Source organism: Lactobacillus xujianguonis (genome assembly GCF_004009905.1).
Classification (GTDB): Bacteria; Bacillota; Bacilli; order Lactobacillales; family Lactobacillaceae; genus Lactobacillus; species Lactobacillus xujianguonis.
The window spans coordinates 1-18,720 of record NZ_ML136876.1 but is presented as its reverse complement, the minus strand read 5'-3'; the positions used below and the strand labels follow the sequence as shown (position 1 = coordinate 18,720).

At 36.7% G+C, this 18,720-nt stretch carries 12 protein-coding genes; 8 read left to right on the top strand and 4 right to left on the bottom strand.

The window, feature by feature from the left end; genetic code table 11:
- Positions 1–51 precede the first annotated feature (51 nt).
- Together EJK17_RS03675 and EJK17_RS03670 are read left to right on the top strand one after the other, a co-directional pair.
- Positions 52–3,606, top strand: coding sequence for a DEAD/DEAH box helicase (locus EJK17_RS03675; RefSeq protein ID WP_127796212.1), 3,555 nt, complete (start codon positions 52–54; stop codon positions 3,604–3,606).
- Positions 3,607–3,611: 5 nt separating this feature from the next.
- Positions 3,612–4,376 carry a Fic family protein gene (locus tag EJK17_RS03670; protein ID WP_103661314.1) on the top strand — a complete coding sequence of 255 codons (765 nt, stop codon included), beginning with the start codon at positions 3,612–3,614 and terminating at the stop codon, positions 4,374–4,376.
- A 146-nt stretch (positions 4,377–4,522) separates the two neighbouring features.
- On the opposite strand, the gene EJK17_RS03665 is transcribed toward EJK17_RS03670, so the two are convergent.
- Positions 4,523–5,398, bottom strand: coding sequence for a LysR family transcriptional regulator (locus EJK17_RS03665; RefSeq protein ID WP_127796211.1), 876 nt, complete (start codon positions 5,396–5,398; stop codon positions 4,523–4,525).
- A 264-nt stretch (positions 5,399–5,662) separates the two neighbouring features.
- Here EJK17_RS03665 and EJK17_RS03660 point away from each other — a divergent pair, with 264 nt between their 5' ends.
- Entirely contained in the window at positions 5,663–7,474 is a 1,812-nt protein-coding gene (locus tag EJK17_RS03660; RefSeq protein WP_425459964.1) for an FAD-binding protein, read from the top strand.
- Here EJK17_RS03660 and EJK17_RS03655 read toward each other — a convergent pair.
- Positions 7,467–8,351, bottom strand: coding sequence for a LysR family transcriptional regulator (locus EJK17_RS03655; RefSeq protein ID WP_103661255.1), 885 nt, complete (start codon positions 8,349–8,351; stop codon positions 7,467–7,469). The two genes, EJK17_RS03660 and EJK17_RS03655, sit on opposite strands and share 8 nt — an antisense overlap.
- Before the next feature lie 220 nt (positions 8,352–8,571).
- Here EJK17_RS03655 and EJK17_RS03650 point away from each other — a divergent pair, with 220 nt between their 5' ends.
- Both EJK17_RS03650 and EJK17_RS03645 read left to right on the top strand, forming a co-directional pair.
- On the top strand, positions 8,572–9,987 hold the full coding sequence (locus EJK17_RS03650; protein ID WP_103661254.1) for a DASS family sodium-coupled anion symporter: 1,416 nt from the start codon (positions 8,572–8,574) through the stop codon (positions 9,985–9,987).
- A gap of 73 nt (positions 9,988–10,060) precedes the next feature.
- Positions 10,061–11,845 carry an FAD-binding protein gene (locus tag EJK17_RS03645; RefSeq protein WP_127796209.1) on the top strand — a complete coding sequence of 595 codons (1,785 nt, stop codon included), beginning with the start codon at positions 10,061–10,063 and terminating at the stop codon, positions 11,843–11,845.
- 67 nt (positions 11,846–11,912) lie between these two features.
- On the opposite strand, the gene EJK17_RS03640 is transcribed toward EJK17_RS03645, so the two are convergent.
- The gene (locus EJK17_RS03640; RefSeq protein WP_127796208.1) at positions 11,913–12,830 is read right to left on the bottom strand and encodes a LysR family transcriptional regulator; all 918 of its coding nucleotides are present in this window, start codon (positions 12,828–12,830) and stop codon (positions 11,913–11,915) included.
- Between the two features lie 120 nt (positions 12,831–12,950).
- Here EJK17_RS03640 and EJK17_RS03635 point away from each other — a divergent pair, with 120 nt between their 5' ends.
- Positions 12,951–14,744 (top strand): FAD-binding protein, encoded by a 1,794-nt coding sequence (locus EJK17_RS03635; RefSeq protein WP_127796207.1) that lies wholly within the window; start codon positions 12,951–12,953, stop codon positions 14,742–14,744.
- Positions 14,745–15,330: 586 nt separating this feature from the next.
- On the opposite strand, the gene EJK17_RS03630 is transcribed toward EJK17_RS03635, so the two are convergent.
- Entirely contained in the window at positions 15,331–17,037 is a 1,707-nt protein-coding gene (locus tag EJK17_RS03630; RefSeq protein WP_103661249.1) for an IS1096 element passenger TnpR family protein, read from the bottom strand.
- A 294-nt stretch (positions 17,038–17,331) separates the two neighbouring features.
- Here EJK17_RS03630 and EJK17_RS03625 point away from each other — a divergent pair, with 294 nt between their 5' ends.
- Positions 17,332–18,366: a LacI family DNA-binding transcriptional regulator gene (locus EJK17_RS03625; RefSeq protein WP_127796206.1), complete on the top strand. Its 1,035-nt coding sequence runs from the start codon at positions 17,332–17,334 to the stop codon at positions 18,364–18,366.
- Positions 18,367–18,472: 106 nt separating this feature from the next.
- Positions 18,473–18,613 (top strand): hypothetical protein, encoded by a 141-nt coding sequence (locus tag EJK17_RS03620; protein ID WP_201738254.1) that lies wholly within the window; start codon positions 18,473–18,475, stop codon positions 18,611–18,613.
- Positions 18,614–18,720 lie beyond the last annotated feature (107 nt).

The following is an 18,720-nucleotide window of genomic DNA, read 5'->3' as shown; positions in this document are numbered from 1 at the left end:
CGCATTCTTGCGATAATTAAGAAATAAGTACTAAAGATAGGATGAGAAAACATGGCAAGCTGGCAAGGATTATTTTCTGAACGGATTTTTGATCGCGGATATGAATACTTCTATGAAGGCAAAGTAAAGAAATTTAAGTTTGATCAAGATGGTGAGCACTTCATTGCAATCGTTGCTGGAGCTGAACCATTGAGTTACCGCGTTTCGGGACGCTTGCGTCCAGATGGCCGAGTTTCAGAATTATCTTGTTCTTGCCCTTGGGCCAATAAAGGTCATCGTTGCAAGCATGAGGTTGCAGCTTTATTAAAAGCTGAAAAAGTACAACCAGCTGGTCCTGACCTAGATCTTATTCCTAGTCCTATTTCTGATTGGATTTCCTCAAGAATTTTACATCGGATTGATCATGCAGATTTAGATGTTGATCCAACAGAACTAGTCAAAGCTTACCGCTATACTGAAGCTGATTATGATGAAGCCAGACAGCTTGATAGAACAATCGATCTTCATGATTATAATTTTGAACAAGTAAATAGTGATGATTTTATTTACCATGTTATCTTTCATGCACAATTTTTAAAGTATCAAGTCAATGTTTACTTCACCCGTAACGCCATAACGGACATTGATGTGAATTCGCCAATTAAAAACTTTGGTACGAAACCCTTGGAAATCCTGGCCTTGCTGCGGTTTGTCAATGATTTTGCCATTGATCGTCCAACTGAGAAAACTAATGCGGCTGCCCGTCAATTTCTTAAACGATTTGGTCAGACTCCAACTTCTGAACCAACAGTTTTTCGCTTAGAATTAGAAACAGATCGTTGGGGCGAACTTTCTTTATTCTTCCGAATTGGGACGGCAGATCATCTGTATAAGATTCAAAATATTGATATGATTTTGTCGAATATCGCGCAAGGTGATCGAATCAGCTTAGGGAAGTTTTTCAACCAAGTAGTCGATTTAGACCAAATGGATCCCATGAGTCGCAAGGCGTTTAACTTTATTAGGCAAATTATTCAAGACAACAATGTTGTTCAAAAAGCTCGTGGTGAATATTATGGTGTCGCCTTCAAGTCTTTGCCTGTTGAAGGGATGCTTGCTGATAAGCTGAGTGATTTGATGGCACAGGGCGTGACGCTTTATTCAGGTAATCGACCAATTATCTATTCTGAGGAAAAGCGGCAATTACCAATCAGGATTAGGACCGATGTTGCCCAAAAAGTAGCTACCGTTGATATTGGCGGCGTTGTGAACAGCAATGAAATGAACGATCTTCTCAGAGGACAAAAGGGTTACTATCTATATGATGGGCGTAATCATTGGACCAAGTTAGTCGGAGTTTCACCACAATTAGTGCAAAAGCTTGGCTTTGAAGGTGGCGAAAGACTGCAATTTGGGCCGGATAGTTTGCGCGCTTTTGGGCGTAAAATTTTGCCAGAATTGAAGAAAACTGGTGAGGTGGAAATTACCGGTGATAAAGATCTAGAACCAATTTTGCCGCCAGCGGCGCAATTAATTTATCACTTGGATTATCGTGACGATGAAATTATTTGTGATCCGGTAGCGAAATATGGTGATGATCAGTATCATTTATTAGTTGATCAAAAGTCCTTGGGCGAGAGAGATCCTGCTAAAGAAAAGGCTGGTTTGGCGCTGCTGGATCAGTTACATTTTGATAAGTTAGAAGATAAGTATGTGATGCCTCTTGGCGCGGGTGACAATGTTGATAATTTATTTGAGAACGGCATTGATAATTTAAACCAATTTGGCCAAGTTGATGCGACTGCCGCTTTTAAACGACTGATGAACAACATTAAAAGTAAGGTTAATGTTTCTCTTGGCATAAAATTGGCTAGTGATACCTTAAATTTAACAGTTGATGGCGATAAGTTATCACCTGAGGATATCGATGCGATTTTAACGGCTTATCATGAAAAGAAACATTACTTCGTCTTGAAGAATGGGGAAGTGCGGCGCATTGACTCACCTTCAATGGAAGAATTAGCTAATACCATGGCTAGTTTGGGATTAAGCTTGAAGAAATTTGTCCATGGTAAGATGGCTGTCCCTGCTTATCGGGCTTTTTACCTCGAAAAGCAGTTAGAGAAGTGTGATACTTTAAGCTACACAAGTAACTCTGCTTTTGACCAGATTGTGCACGATCTAGAAAAAGGTAGCTTGCAAAAAGTAGAAATTCCGCCAGCTCTGAGCAAAATCTTGCGGCCATATCAAAAGCAAGGCTTCAAGTGGCTTTCCACTTTAATTAACTACAATCTAGGTGGCTTGTTAGCTGATGAAATGGGACTGGGAAAGACTTTGCAAGTAATTTCTGTCATTTTGTCACGGCATAACAAGACGGATTTGCCAAGTCTGATCGTTGTCCCAGCGTCAGTGGTTTACAACTGGGAAAATGAGTTTAAGAAATGGGCGCCGGATATTCAAACCGTACTTTTAGGTGGCGATAAGAAAGAACGCCGCATGCAATTGGCTCAGGTTAAGGCCGGCGACGTATTAATTACTTCTTATGACTCCTTGAAACGCGACTTGGAACTCTATCAAGATTTGAAGTTTGATCTGGAAGTCATTGATGAAGCGCAAAATATTAAAAATGCTCGCTCTTTAGCGGCTAAGGCCGTTAAGATTATGCAAGCTCATCACCGAATTGCCTTGACGGGGACACCAATTGAGAACAATCTGAGCGAATTATGGAGTATTTTTGACTACTTAATGCCAGGTTTCTTAGGGAATTATGATTTCTTCAGAAAAGTCTACGAAAAGCCAATTGTTCAAGAAGAGGATGAAGATCTACAAGAGCGATTGAGTCAAATTATTGCGCCGTTTGTTTTGCGGCGATTGAAGAAGGATGTTCTCAAAGACCTGCCAGATAAGAGTGAAGAAGTTGTTTATGCGGCTTTATCCGGAAAGCAAGCGGAACTTTATAGCGCGCAAGTTCAAAAATTGTTAAACCAATTGGGCAAACAAAACGAAGCTGAATTTAAGAAGAATCGTTTCCAAGCCCTAGCTGCCATTACCAGGTTACGTGAATTATGTTGTGATCCTCATTTATTATATGAAAATTATCGCGGCAAATCGGCTAAGTTAACTGCAACTTTGAATTTGATTCAACAAACTTTAGCAGATGGGCACAAGATTTTATTGTTCTCTCAATTTACGTCAATGTTAGCGATTTTCAAAGAAAAATTAGGCAAGTTAAAGATTCCGTTCTTTGAAATTACTGGTGCAACACCGAAAGTTAAGCGGCAAGAATTGATTAATGAATTCAATCAGCTGGATGAGTCCGCGGTCTTCTTAATTTCACTTAAGGCTGGTGGAACGGGGATTAACTTGACTAGTGCGGACGTAGTTATTCACTACGATCCATGGTGGAACGTTGCCGCCGAAAATCAGGCCACTGACCGCGCGCACCGAATTGGACAAAAACACAATGTCCAGATCTACAAGATGGTCGCTAAAGGTACGATTGAAGAAAAGATTATCGCTTTGCAGGAGCGGAAGCAAAAGTTGGCTGAAGAAGTGCTTAATGGTGAACAGCTTAGTTCAAGTACGCTTGATAAAGATGATTTGTTGGCAATTTTGCAGCGGGATTAAAGTTGGTGGTTAAAACGGCTAAAGATACTACTAAATTAGCTCTTCTGATTATTTCCTGGGGAAAGTTCAATAATTTTACAGGTTCATTTGAAGAAGTTAAAAGAGTTATTGACACAATTGATGTAAAATTTTTGGAGTCTAAAAAAGATCAGGATCTAATGAATGATGCCTTGGCTGGAATAAAAATTGCTAAAGAAATCACGTTTGATACTGATGGAATTATTGCAATTAATAAAGCCTTGCATCACTCTGATGAAGAGGATCCAGCAATTCCAGGACACTTGCGTAATGCAAAGGAAAATCACAATGATGCGGTCATTATTATGACAGATCCATACGGCAGTGATAAAGGAGCATATTTTCCATCCGATGTAGTTACTAAGGAAGACCTTGACCAAATAGTGGATCGATTTAAAGCATCGAAACAGACGAATTTTGATGGGCTGCGATTATTTGCAGAACTATCAAAGTTGCAGCCATTTCAAGATGGTAATAAGCGAACGGCTTTGCTAGCAGTGAACACTGCCTTGAATACCTGGAAAAATGAAAATTACTTTATTCTGCCTTTTGACGAAATTGACTTTGCTCAATTTAGTTTAGGCTTAATGCGCTATTATCGTGCTGATAATGAAGATGAAGAAGAGCAAGCATTAAAATTGATGCAGATGTCTTTACCGAAAAAATCTGACATAATGACGTATAATAATCTTGAATCATCAGACAAAATAGACATTAATAAATTGAAAAATAGAAAGATCAAAAAATTCTAAAGAAGGATGTTTTAGTAAAATGAAAAATTATGAAGATAAATACAATAAGAATACTACTCGAATCAATCAAGTAGCATTAATTATCTATCTACTAGCTGCCATTCTTTTTGTTGTTGGCACGGTAAGATAGTAGTCAAAAATAGAGTTTAGAAATTCCGTAAAATTTCCAAACATTTTTCCTGAATTTGGTTCGGAATAAAATCTTCTCTAACCGCCAAACAAGCGTAACAATCAACTTGTTGGCTTGGAATTAGTGGCACTGCCACAACTCCTGGACGATTTTTTACAGCTAAGTTCATTAAATATCCAATACCCATCCCTTTACTAATTAGTTGTGTGGTAGCGTCAATGCTATCGACAACTAATTTTTTGTTTGGCTTAAAACCGGTACGAGTTTTAACTTTTTCAAGTGCAATTCGTGATAAAAAGCGTTTATGCCGCATAATCAGAGGGATGTTCCGTGTTTGAAAAATATCAATTTCACTTTGGCGAGCCAATTCACTGTTTGCTGGCACGATGAGATCGTATTGGTATTTGCGCAGGTTAGTGATTTTAATGCCAGAAATCTGTTCGTCACTTAGTTTTGAAAACAGAATGGCATCATACTTACCTTCACGTAGATTCCGCACCAAATGCTCAGAATTATCTTGATGCGTTTCAATTGAAGCCAATAAGTGCCCTTGATTAAGCTGCGTGATGACAGAGGCCAGCCAGGCACTGCCTGCAATTTCAGAATAAACTAAACGGAAGTTGTTTTCACTAGCGCGTTTAGCTTCCATTAACACTGCTTGCTCAGCTTGCAACAGATTTTTTGCCTGCCGATAAACGACTAAGCCAGCTGGTGTGATGTTCATTTGCGCCCGATTGTTAATCTTAAAAATCAATTTAGTGTCAACTTCTTTTTCTAAACGTTTAACCATAGCAGTAATCGCTGGTTGCGTAACGTGAAAGTAGTTGGCTGTTTCAATGTAGCTCTTAGTTTCAACTAATTTTTGAAAATATTCTAAGTCTTTAAATTCCATTTTTTGTCCTATCTAATCTTTGTTAATACTATTGTACTTTCATAAATATAATTTATCAAGACTTCAACGATAATTATTGATCATAGTTTTAAAAACAAAATTTAGCTCTGATTTAACTATCAAGAATCATCATAAAGCCCTTACATTACTGCAATTATATGTAATATAGCAAAATCTTTTTGTCGAAAAACTATTTGCATCGTTTGCTTTTTCATGATATTTATACCCGTGTAAACAAAGAACTGATTAATAGGAGTTATGAAAATGAAAGCAAACAACAATCTTAAATGGAATGGAAATTATGATGTGATTGTCTTAGGCTTCGGTGGAGCTGGTGGGACTGCTGCAAGATTTGCTGCTGATAACGGTGCTAAGGTCTTATTAGTTGACGCTGCTCCTTATGGACATGAAGGTGGTAACACTAGATATTCAGCTCAACACGTAGCCATGGCTCATGATAAAGAAAAAATCAGCAAGTACTTTCATCAATTAGCTGCACCTTTCGCAGTTTCAGAAAAGACCATGGACACTTACTTAGATGGTTTTGTGAAGATGCCAGAATACTTTGAAAAATACTTAGGCATGAAGCCCTTTATTTGGTCACGAGATTATCAACCAACTGATCATTTAGCTCACAAGACTAACCTTTGTGAATATCCAGAATTTGCAGGATCAGAGACCTTTGATTTTGCCTTGGTTCATAATCGTGATTTCGATGCTGGGTTATGGAAGGTGATTCGAAAGAATGTTTTAGATCGCAAAAATCAAATTGATATTTGGTTAAAATCACGTGCAACTAATTTAATTCAAGCTGCAGACAGTGATGAAGTAATCGGCGCAGTCATTGAAAGAAATCATAAGAAGTACTGTATTCACGCTAATAAAGGTGTTGTTTTAGCAACAGGTGGCTTTGAGGATAATGCTGTTATGCAACAAGACTATTTGCATGTCACTAAGTTAACGCCATTAGGTACGCTTTATAATCGTGGTGATGGTCTGAAGATGGCAGAAGAAGTGGGTGCCCAGATGTGGCACATGAGTAACTATGAATCATTAGGAATTGTACCAAGTTATGTGATCGCTGAAGGTGAAAATGAACGCGGCCGGCAAATCAGCGGTTGGAAGAACGTTAAGTCAGGCTCAATCTTCGCAGTAGCTGATGATGGTACGAGATTTATGAAGGAAGATGCCAAGTTCCGTCATGGTCACATTTACAACCATGGTCAATATGATTTACCACGTGCTTTTGACAACGCCTGGCTTGTTTTTGACCAGAAGCAATACAACAAGTTCGTTGAAGAAAAAGATGCTGGAAAGCTTAAATATACCCAACTTTTCGACAAGATAATTGCTGCAGAAGACATTAAGAGCTTAGCAGCTAAAATGAACATTCCAGCTGAAAATTTGGCTGCCACTTTAGCTGAATTCAATGACTTTGCTAAGAACGGCAAAGATGTGAAGTTTGATCGGGCACCACAATCAATGGAGGCTTTTGCAGAAGGAAAAGTTTACGCTATTAAGTTAGTACCTGCTGTCTTGAACACTCAAGGTGGACCAAAGCATGATGAAAATGCTCAAATTTTGAATACTCAAGATCAACCAATTCCCCATTTATACAGTGCCGGTGAATTAGGTGGCATGTGCATCAACCGCTACCAAGGTGGTGGTAATCTCGCCGAATGCCTGATTTTCGGTAAAATTGCCGGCGAAAACGTTGCTCGTAACGCCGCAACGGTAGCTGTCACTGTGACTGATGCGGTACCAGCTATCAATGATTTAGCTGATGGTGAAAGAATGGATAATATCGAATTAGGTCCAGATCAATATGTTGCTTCAACTGAGGCCGGAATTGGTGGCAAGATTGTTGTGCGGGTCACCTACAAGGACCACACGATCAAGAACGTTGAAGTCTTAGAAAGCCACGAAACTGAAGGTATCGGGGCTGTTGCAATTAAAGAGTTACCAGACAAGATTGTTGCCGCTAACTCAACTGAGATTGATGCCGTTTCAGGTGCTTCGACAACTACCCGTGCGGTTGAAGAAGCAGTTAATAAGGCGATTAAGCAGGCTAAATAGCGTGAAAGTTTCTTAAAATATCAATTCCTTTTTGTTGATATTCATTCGGAACAAAGCTTTTGCGCATTGCAATTTGTGAATAAGCCCATAATCTTTGTTCTGGAATTAAATGAATGACATGTAAGTCCGTTAGATCAGTTAAGGTATCTTCCATTGCTAAGGCAATACCCACGTTTTTACGTACTAAGTCAATCATTAATTGCATGGTACGAGCAGTAAAAATGATATTGGGTGTGAAATTACCAAGATTTGCTTCTTGATCTAAACATTCTCTAGTTAGGTATCCAGTTGAGCGAGCGATAAAGTTTCTATTACGTAATTCAGAAACTCTTACTTCATTCTTAGTAGCCCAGGGGTCATCTAAACCTGTGATGATAACCAGTTCCGTCTTATTCAAAGTGCGAATGTAGTAACTGGGGTCATTAATTGGAACCATCCATGAGTAAATTGCAACATCGATATCACCGTTAGTTAAGCTGTTAAAAATATCCGCAGATCGTTCTAAATGAGTATCAAGCATAGACATAATGCCAGCACGATAAAACTGTGCAATAATCTCTGGGATGTAGATACTGCCGGCAACTCCAGAAAAAGAAATCCTGATCTTGCGTTCACTAGCATGAAGAATATCATGATCAATGCTATGAATTTCTTGAAGTAAATGGGTGGCTTTTTGGTAAAGAAGAGCGCCTGCTGCAGTAGTAGTTAATTTACTCTTACGATTAACTTGACTAACTAGAGGATCCTTGAAATGGGTTGCCAGGCGTTTGATAGCGGCAGAAATTGTCGGTTGTGTAACTTTAAAATATTTAGCGGTTTTTGTATAACTGCCAGATTCAACTAGTTTACAAAAATACATCAGGTCTTGATTATTCATACTTTTCCTCAAATATAAAAAATATTTATAAGTTGATCTTTTTAGCTTATAAATAACAAACTTCACAATGGCTTTAAATACTTGTTATCAAAGTAGATTATAGCATTTTTATGCATCATTTTATTCACAAAGAAAAATTAGTCAAATCAAAATAAATAATATAAATTGAAGTTGTTAACGAAATAAAAGGCGCTTTCAACAAATTTAAGGGAGTAGAAAAATGTTAGATAAGTTTCAATGGAAGAAATGGATTCTTCCTTTAGTAATTGGAATCGTCCTCTGGCTGTTAACACCGTTAAAGCCAGCAGATATTAGTGTTCCAGCGTGGCATTTATTCGCCATCTTTGTTGCAACTATTGCAGCATGTATTACTAAGCCATTACCAATGATGGCAACAACTTTAATTGCAGTAGTAATTGCGACCGTTACCGGTATCTTTAACATGAAAGAAGTTGCCGCTGGTTTTGGTAATTCAGTTGCCTGGATGGTTGCAATGTGTATGTTCTTAGCTGCCGGTTTTATCAAATCAGGTTTAGGTAAGAGAATTGCTTACATCTTTGTAAGAACTTTTGGTAAGAGTACTTTAGGTTTAGCTTATGCATTATCAGCCGTTGAAACGGTTTTGGCAATCGGAATTCCAAGTAATAATGCCAGAGTTAACGGAATTATGTACCCAATCATTGATGGTCTTTCTCGTGAAATGGGTTCAGATCCAGAAAAGGGTACGCAAAGAAAATTAGGCTCATTCTTGGTTTTCAACGAATATGAAATTAATAATGTTACTTCAGGGATGTTTTTAACTGGACTTGCAGGTAACATGGTAGCCTTAGGTTTAGCCAAAACTCAAGGAGTTGAAATTTCATGGATGCAATGGTTCTTAGCAGCTATTGTTCCAGGTGTGATTTCATTACTCGTTGTACCATTCTTACTTTATAAAATTTATCCACCAGAAATTAAGCAAACTCCAAATGCTCATGCTTGGGCAGATAAGAAGTTAGCCGAATTAGGTAAGATGACACCTGCTGAAAAGATCATGTCAGTAGTCTTTATTCTTGCTATTTTACTTTGGTTAATTGGTTCTCATATTGGGATTGATGCTACCGAAACTAGTTTTATCGCAGTCGTCTTATTACTGATCACTGGGGTAATCAATGTTAAGGATATTTTGAATGAAAGCTTTGCTTGGAATATTTTAACTTGGCTTTCAATCATTATGCTGATGTCCAAAAAGTTGATGACTTTAGGTTTCTTCCCATGGTTCTCAAAGACTTTAGGTGCAGGACTTAAAGGTGTAAATTGGGTATTAGTATTAGTAATTCTTTGGTTAGTTTACTTCTACTTACACTATCTGTTCCCAAGTGTTTCAACACAAATTTCAGCCCTTTTCGCAGGATTTCTTTCAATTGCTTTGGGTGCTGGTGTTCCTAAGATTATGGCTGCTTTAATGCTTGCAATGTGTGGGACTGTTTACTTATCAACCTCAACTTATTCCGCAGGACCGGCTGCCATGGTTTCTTCAACTGGATATATTTCCAATAAAGATTTCTGGAAATTAAGTGCTATTATCGGTGTTGTATTTAACATTATTTGGCTTGGTGGCGGATTGCTTTGGACTAAGGTAATTGGTTACTGGTAAAAAGATAGTAAAAATTCAGGGCCTCTTAATAAAGATCCTGAATTTTTTTAACTAAATTAATTAGGTGAATAAAATGATGTATAACTCTTCTTTAAAATGGGACACGATCTATGATGTAATCGTTGTTGGCTTTGGTGGTGCCGGTGCCGGTGCTGCTCGATTTGCAGCCGATAATGGTGCTCGTGTACTTTTAGTTGATTCGGCTCCAGAAGGAAGCGAAGGCGGTAATACTAGATATGCTGGTGGTGCTTTTGCTTGGGGCAAAAACTTTGATGACTTAAAAGATTACTACGAGCAAACTTATTATCCATTTGCGTATGATCCAAAAGCTTTGGACACTTTCATCGAGAATGTGATAAAGATGAAAGAATATTCCAAGAAGTATTTTGGAATTGAAGCAAAAGGAACAGGTAGACGGCCTAATGGTGAATATCCTGAATATCGTCATGCTGATTCAATGCAATCTCAAAGCATGACTCAAGGGATGTATAATGGTGGCTTTTGGAAATTATTGCGTAAGAAAGTTTATGAACGCTTAGATAAGATTGATGTTTGGTTTAATTCACCAGTTGAACACCTAGTTCAGTCACCTGAAGATGGAACTATTCTCGGCGTTTCAATTAAACGAGATAATCAAGTACGCTTTGTGGGTGCTAAAAATGGGGTTGTTTTGAGCTGTGGTGGTTTTGAAAATAATCAAAAGATGGTTCAAAACTTCTTAGGACAAGGTTCATTAGCACCAATTGGAAGTCTTTATAATCGAGGCAAAGGAATTGATCTAGCTGTTGAAGCTGGTGCTCGTTTATGGCATATGTCTAATTATGATTCACATGGTTTGTCATTACGTCAGAATGAACCTCGTGAAAAGTTTGCTTACATGATTAATTGGAAGTCATTATTCAATGGATCAATCTTTGTAGCAGGAGATGACGGAGCACGTTATTTCCGTGAAGATGAAGAAGATCGCCATGGATATAAGTATAATCATGGTAACTGGATTATGATTCCTAACCAAAATCATCCCCACATTGTGATGGATCAAAAGCAATATGATCAATTAGCTGCTGATACTTCTGCTAAAGCTGATCAAATCAAAGAATTGATTTCATATGCGATTAAAGCTGATACCATCGATGAATTAGCTGAGAAGATAGATGCACCTAAATTGAAACAAGAAGTGGCTGATTTCAATTTCTTAACTGATGAAAAGAAACGTGACATGTTCTTGAACCGTAAGATTGAAACGATGCGTAGTTTTAGTGAAGGCCCATACTATGCTATTCCGGTTCGTCATAATATTTTACATACTCATGGCGGTGCTCAACGTAATGAGAAGTGTGAAGTTATCGGTTTAGATGGCAATGCTATTCCTCACTTGTATGAAGCCGGTGAGTTAGGTGATATTTTTGCTACCAAGTATCTAGGTGCTAACAGTATTGCTGATTTGTTAATTTCAGGTAAAATTGCTGGTGAAAATGCAGCACTACCAAAGCGTAAAGTACTTAAAGTTGATGCGATTACTGGAGCTTCAAAGGTTCCAGAATTACAATCTGATGCCCATACTTCTACTGCAAACTTTGATGCGGGTAAGAATCAGGGAATTGGCATGAGCAGCAATGGAATTAGTGATTTACCAATTGTTGTCAGAGTCACGGTTGATAATGATGATAAGTTAAAGCAGATCGAAACTTTACAACAAAAAGAATCTCCATCTTTAGGTGGGAAAGCTATTCCTGTTTTGACTAAAGAAATGCTTGAAAACAATACAACAGATGTTGATGCTGTTTCAGGTGCTTCTGTTACTAGTCATGCTTTTAAAGAAGCAGTTAGCTCAGCCTTAAAGAATTTGAATAAATAAGAAAAAGATTCCAACTTGGTCTTTTGAAACCAGATTGGAAGCTTTTTTAAGTAGAATCGAATAAAAGTTAATTAATTAAATTTTTATTGCTTATTAGAAATTCATATAGTTTATTTCCAACTTCTTTTATAATTTTTGAGCTTGAATTCAAATAGGATACGCCATTGCTGAGTTCTAGCATATTCTTAGGAATGGTTATGACTTTAACTTCATTTTCTTTTTCAATGTCTTGTGCACTTTGTTGAGTAATTATTGTATAACCCATTCCTTGTATGGCAAGTTCTCTTGTAATCAAAGAATTAGATACTTTAACTACTTTATTTAAAGTGACCTCATTTTCCTGAAAGAGATGGTCAATCATTGCTTGGAAGAAAGAATCATCAGTTAAACTAATATATTTTTGATTATTAAATTTCTTAAAGATGTTTGGAGTAAGTTCAGTCTCTTTAAGTTTGAAAAGTGAACAGTTACTTGGAATAAGAAGGGCTAAGGATGAATCAGTAAAGTGTATAGATGTAATATTTTTGTTTACTAATAACTTACCAACAAACAGATCAATACTACGATTTAATAAGTTTTCTTGGGCTAAATTAGTCGTTTGATCGTAGAAGGAAAAAGTAAATGCTGGATATTCATGAACTAGAAATGGAATTACTCCTTGAGCTGAGGTTTCTAACCATGGTTGATTAAAAGCAATTTTTATTTCGTAATTTTTAAATTTACTAAAAGGCTCAAGATCATATGTTAATTCATTTTGTGACTCTAATATTGTTTGTAAATCTTTGAGAAATACTTCACCAGCTTTAGTTAATTTGATTGGCTTTTGATTCCTATCTATTAAGATTACACCATATTTATTCTCAGCTTGTCTTAAAAGCTTACTGATATAAGGTTCGCTAATAAATAGACGTCTTGCGATCTCACTAATAGTATTAACGGATGAAGCAGTTTTTAATATATCGTATAAATTTTTCTCTTTACTCATAATGTTAGTTCTTTCAGTAACCGAATGGTTATAATTTTCAAAATAAAAGATATTGTACAGTAAGTGAATTTTAGCACATAATGTAAGCGATAACAAAAGAGCGTTTAGGAGGTTTTTATTATGGCAAGTAATTCAGTTATTGATTGGAAAGCCAATTATGATGTTGTTGTTCTTGGCTTTGGTGGAGCAGGAGCAACAGCTGCAAGGTTTGCTGCAGATAATGGTGCTAAAGTTTTGATTGCAGACCTTGCTCCTTATGGTCATGAAGGTGGTAATACTCGTTATTCAGCACAATTAATTGGTACTGGTTATGATCATGATGAGTTGAAGAAATATTATTTAGGTTTAACTCATCCGATGGATTTACCAGATGATATGGTAGAAACCTTTGTTAATGGGATGCTACATACTCGTGAATATGTCAAAAAGTATCTTGATGCTGAGCTAGTTAGCTTTATGAAGGAATTTGACATGCCAGAAGATTATAAAGCTGCAGCATGTCAAGAATATCCAAACTTACCAGGACATAAGACGTATGATTATACTACAGTTCATAAGGGATGGTTTGACGCAGCAATGTGGAAGATTCTACGTCAAAAGGTTTTAGATCGTAAAGATAAAATTGATGTTTGGTATGAAGCACGTGCTATTCATCTAATTCAAGATCCCGTAACTAAAGTTATAAAGGGTGCGCAAATTATTAAGGATGGACAAAAGATTAATGTTCTTGCACGAAAAGGTGTTGTCTTAACAACTGGTGGATTTGAAGCTAATAAAGAAATGATTCAAAACTATCTAGGAGCACCAAGTCTTTCACCTTTAGGTACTATTTATAACCAAGGTGATGGTATTACCATGGCTCAAGAAGTTGGTGCAAAAATGTGGCACATGTATAACTATGAGTCATTAGGCTTAATGCATGGCTTATCCTTTGCTACTCCAGAAGGCGAAAGGTCTGAGTTATTCCTTAGCTGGGATCAATTAACAAATGGCAGCATTTTTATGATTGCTGATGATGGTAAACGTTACTTTAATGAAACTGAGATGAATCGGCACGGGCATATTTTTGATCATGGTATGTGGAGAGTGCCAAGAACACATGAAAAACCATATTTAGTCTTTGATGAAAAGCAATATAAAGAAATTGAAAATAATCCAATTCCATATGACAAGTTCAATGAAAAACTGATCAAAGCTGATAGTATAAAAGAATTAGCAGATAAAATTGGAGTTAATGCAGTTGGATTAGAAGAACAAGTTAAACTTTTCAATGAAGCTGCCAAGTCAGGCGAAGATATTCAATTTGGTCGTAAAGCCGATTCAATGAAAGCATTTAGTGATGGTCCATTCTATGCTATCAAGATGGGTTACAATGTTCTTAATACCCAAGGTGGTCCTGAAAGAAACACTAAAGCTGAAATTTTGGATGTAAATAATCAACCGATTCCACACTTATATGGTGCAGGTGAATTAGGCGGAATTTGTGCAAATCAGTATCAAGGTGGCGGTAACTTAGCCGAATGTTTGATTTGGGGTAAAATCGCTGGTGAGCAGGCAGCAAATGTTACCGATGAAGTTACTGATGAAGTTGAAAGCAAGTACAACGGCATTAATGAATTAGTCGATGGCGATAAGATTAAAGATATTAAACTTGATAAGAATCAATATCTGGGATCCTCAGATGCAGGTATCGGTGGCAAATTAGTGGTTCGTGTTACTTATGATGATAATAAAATCAAGAATGTTGAAGTAGTTCAAAATCATGAAAGTGAGGATATTGGTAAAACAGCCTTAGAAGAAATTCCAAAGAGAATTGTTGAGAACAATACTGCTTATGTTGATGCGGTAACTGGCGCCTCTGCCACTAGTCGTGCAATTAGTGAAGCAGTGAATAAAGCTTTAAAGAATAGATAGAAAAAATAGACGAAAGAAAAAGCTTCCAGCTTGGTGTTTTATAAACCAGGTTGGAAGCTTTTTGGGCCAAAATAAAATTAATCTTGTCGCACCGAATGTCAGTTTGATAAAATTAATTATGCAGAAAAGTTGAATTAGCGGTGGCCTTTATCTCAAAGAAAGGACGATGCCTATGGAATTTATTTTCAATGCTCGGCCTTCGTTTAAAGGGAGGGCCAATTTTGTCTTCAGTGGACCTGTTAAGGAACACATTGATTATAATCGGCTTGCTCTGTGCCAATGTTGCAAGTTTAAGGTTACTTGTTCATGGGATTACAATTCTCATTCTCCAAGTATACCAACTTCACTTGGTAATCAGCAGTTTGATTATCGATCATCGTCGCAAAAGACGAAAAAAGAAACAAAATTAAAAACCGCTTAATACTTTTGGACGAGAATTAACGGTTTTTAAATTTTATAAACTATAATTTTAGCCACCGCTCTTTTAGCGGTTCTGCAGCTTAGGAGGTTCGGCAGTTGTAGAGTCGGCCTCCTTTTTGCTATCTAAATTATACTATATCCTACAAAAGAAATTCAATTATATCTATCAAATCTTGTACTTCTTCATCAGTTCATTAAGTTCATCTTTATCAAAATCATTTAAGTCGATAACAATTTCGTTGAGTCTTGAACCATCTTCTACTGGTTCGCCATCTTCGTCTAAGCATAAGATTTCAGCTAATTCATCATCATCTTTAATAATACCGTAGCCTTTACCAGATAAAATTTTAGGATAAGCTGGAGCTGGATTATCAAATGTAATTTTTCTAATAGTGACGAGAAATGTCCAACTTGAACCATAACCATATGTTAGGATAAAACGATCCTTTTCGTGAAAATAAGAAACTTTTGTATTTTCAGAATTAATACTAGAAAGAGGAATTAACTTACTTATCGAATCGATATTTTCAGTATTTTCGAACCTTTCCTTAGTTTTTATATTTTGTAAATCAAACATGCGTGAAAAGTCAGCTCTGAACATTTCCAAAATACATTTTTCTAGGGTATCAATAGAACTATTGCCACTAATTATGAAACGGCGCCAAGTTGATGGTTTAAAGTGTTTAAGTGTTGCGCGAATTTCGTAAGTTGCTTGGTCACGCTCCCGATTATCATAGGACTTCTCAGGAGAATGTTGGTCCATTTGTTTCAGCATTCCTTGTAACATATTAAATGCTTCTTCAGAGATGATGCCTTTATGGAATAACTTTTGTAAAATATCGGGATGTTCGCGAATTACTGCTAACATTTCTTCGTCAGAAGGCGAGGAATCAGGTAGAGGTGTAAAAGTAAAATCATCCATTAACTTATAAATACTTAAATCAGCATATTCATGATCAGTACTTCTAATCATTCCCACACGGGCCAAAAATTTATAAAAGTTCTTGAAAACATGTCCAAGTTCGAAAGCAGTATTTTCATCTAAATCATTCTGATTAAAAATCGTCCACAAGTATGGTATGACTTGCCCCAGATCACTAGTGACAAAACGAATTCGCTTTTCAAGTAAGAAATCATTAGCAAAATTTGTAAGAGCTATTTGCGGATCAACTGGATCAAAGCTAACGGAAGAAGTTTCAATGAATTGGTCAATCATGCTTTGATTGATCTTTTTAATTTTGTTAATGATGTCAGTATTGGAGCTAATAGGTTGATTTTCATAATCTTGAAATGCGGCAAAATCAGGGAAACGTCTTTCTAAGTCCCAGTATTGATAATGCTGGTCTGGCTTTTGGGACTTAACTGGCAACTCAGTTGTAACTTCTTCCATCATTTTATCAACAAAATAATTTCCTAGGTTTTCGTCTAAAACATAAATGGCAGCTGATTTAAGAACTAAGTTGGCAACTTCATCTTTTTCCAAATTGGTAGCAGTTGCCATTTCTAGATATTCATCAAGATGACTGTTAATTAATGAGGCGATAGTCTTAGCTTGTGAATTTTCAGTTTTAGCATTTTTATAAAATGAAACTTTATCAGCTGAAGCAGCTTGTATGATTTTGCGTTGTTGCTTACTACTAATAAAATTGTAGCTTCTGATTAATTCAGTTAAAACGCAGTTGAATAGCTTAGGATCAAGACGAGTTAATAAAATAGACAACCCTGTTTTTTCTTCAACTAATAAATAATACTTTTTCTTCTTAATTTGAATAATAGTGGCATCCCAAATGGTAAAGGGTTCGTTCTTTAATTGTTTGCTTCTGTTTTGAGAAATTTCCTTTTTGAAAGTATCGTCGTATCTGATTTGCAGCATTTTTCTATCCTTTCTGACCGGGTAGTTGCAAATATATCTTAATTATAGCAATACCATAGGTATTAAAAGAAAAAAAGTCCTAAGGAAGGACACCCTAGGACTTTAATTTAAAAATATAAAAACAAGAAAGTGTGTCATATGAACGACATCAAAAATTATACTAGATGGCACTAATAAGATGCAAGCAAATTTTTATTTTTGTTAAAAGTGCTTTTCTATGCACAACAAGGCAAAAAAGTGTAAAATAGCAGTAAACAAAAGTATAAACTGTAAAATTAAGAAAGAAACATAAAAATGCCAAGTATTAGAGATATAGCTAGAGTAGCAGGGGTTTCCCCAGCTAGCGTTTCCCGGATTTTGAACAAAGATGCGACTTTTCACATTAACGAAAATACCCGCCAACGCGTCATCGAGATTGCGAAAAAATTAAACTATTCAAAAACTAAGAATAAACGTGGACCAAAAGGTAAACGGGGAATGACCATTGGGCTGATTTTACGGCACACTGAAGAAAATGAACCTAGTGATCCATATTTTAAGAATATTCATGATGGAATTTTAGATGAAGCAGCCAAATGGCGTTTGGACACGGATGTCATTTTCCGGATGCACGATAAGAATAAAGATCTGACTCAAATCGCCAAGTATGGCGCCATTATTATGGTTGGTCAAATGACGGATGATGCAGTTTTAGCAATTCGTAAACGCAATAAAAATGTGATTCTGGTGGATGCTAATCCTGATGTGGAAACAGTTAACTACATTCAAAATGATTTTTCTTCGAGAACTAGACAAATTTTGGATTACTTATATAAATTAGGTCATCGAAATATTGCCTATATCGGTGGTAGTTCGAGTGTAGTTGACCTAAAAGGTAATACCATTTCCCTCAAGGGTGACTCACGGGCCAGAACTTACTCAGACTGGATGAAGATTCAAGGTCTTAATCAGTATGAACATACTTTTATTGCTGATTGGTCAATTCAAGACGGTTTCAATTTGTGTGAGCAAATGCTGAATGAAGTTGATGAGTTACCATCTGCCGTAATGGTCGGGAGTGACCCAATGGCTTTAGGGGTTTATAAATCATTGAAAAATCACCACATTGATATTCCTGGTCAAACTTCAGTAGTCAGTTTTGATGATGTCGAAGTGAATCGCTTTTTAACCCCGTCGCTTTCAAGTGTTTATATGGATTCACGGGAAATGGGCAAGACCGCAGTCCGAGTTGCTAAAGACTTAATGATTGAAAAGACTGCGGCGCGTATGCCACTAATTATTACTTGCCGCAGCGAATTAAGATTAAGAGACTCAATTGCCGAAAAGTGAAATTAATTTCACTTTTTTTATTTTTGCCCTTGTGTAAACAAACAATAAACATATATACATTATAAATGTGAACGCAAACGATCACAAAATATAGAGGGAGTTTACAATGAAAAAGCTTTTAGATTGGATGCAGAAAAAGCTCGTTCCCGTGGCGAGCATTCTGGGTCAAAACAAATACTTAACAAGTTTACGTGACGGGATGATGGTTGCCTTCCCAGCAACAATGTTTGGGTCCAACATTGTGTAAGCCTTATACTCCGACAAAAGAATGGCTTTAAATCAACGCTTGTAGCAGATAAAAAGTTAAAAATAAAACCTCAAATAGAAAAATTACGTAATAATTACGTAAAAGTA

Coding starts and splice junctions, on each gene's coding strand:
- EJK17_RS03630 (WP_103661249.1), bottom strand. CDS start 17,037: ATGCTGCAAATCAGATACGACGATACTTTCAAAAAGGAAATTTCTCAA.
- EJK17_RS03620 (WP_201738254.1), top strand. CDS start 18,473: ATGAAAAAGCTTTTAGATTGGATGCAGAAAAAGCTCGTTCCCGTGGCG.
- EJK17_RS03675 (WP_127796212.1), top strand. CDS start 52: ATGGCAAGCTGGCAAGGATTATTTTCTGAACGGATTTTTGATCGCGGA.
- EJK17_RS03640 (WP_127796208.1), bottom strand. CDS start 12,830: ATGAGTAAAGAGAAAAATTTATACGATATATTAAAAACTGCTTCATCC.
- EJK17_RS03625 (WP_127796206.1), top strand. CDS start 17,332: ATGCCAAGTATTAGAGATATAGCTAGAGTAGCAGGGGTTTCCCCAGCT.
- EJK17_RS03650 (WP_103661254.1), top strand. CDS start 8,572: ATGTTAGATAAGTTTCAATGGAAGAAATGGATTCTTCCTTTAGTAATT.
- EJK17_RS03635 (WP_127796207.1), top strand. CDS start 12,951: ATGGCAAGTAATTCAGTTATTGATTGGAAAGCCAATTATGATGTTGTT.
- EJK17_RS03645 (WP_127796209.1), top strand. CDS start 10,061: ATGATGTATAACTCTTCTTTAAAATGGGACACGATCTATGATGTAATC.
- EJK17_RS03660 (WP_425459964.1), top strand. CDS start 5,663: ATGAAAGCAAACAACAATCTTAAATGGAATGGAAATTATGATGTGATT.
- EJK17_RS03665 (WP_127796211.1), bottom strand. CDS start 5,398: ATGGAATTTAAAGACTTAGAATATTTTCAAAAATTAGTTGAAACTAAG.
- EJK17_RS03655 (WP_103661255.1), bottom strand. CDS start 8,351: ATGAATAATCAAGACCTGATGTATTTTTGTAAACTAGTTGAATCTGGC.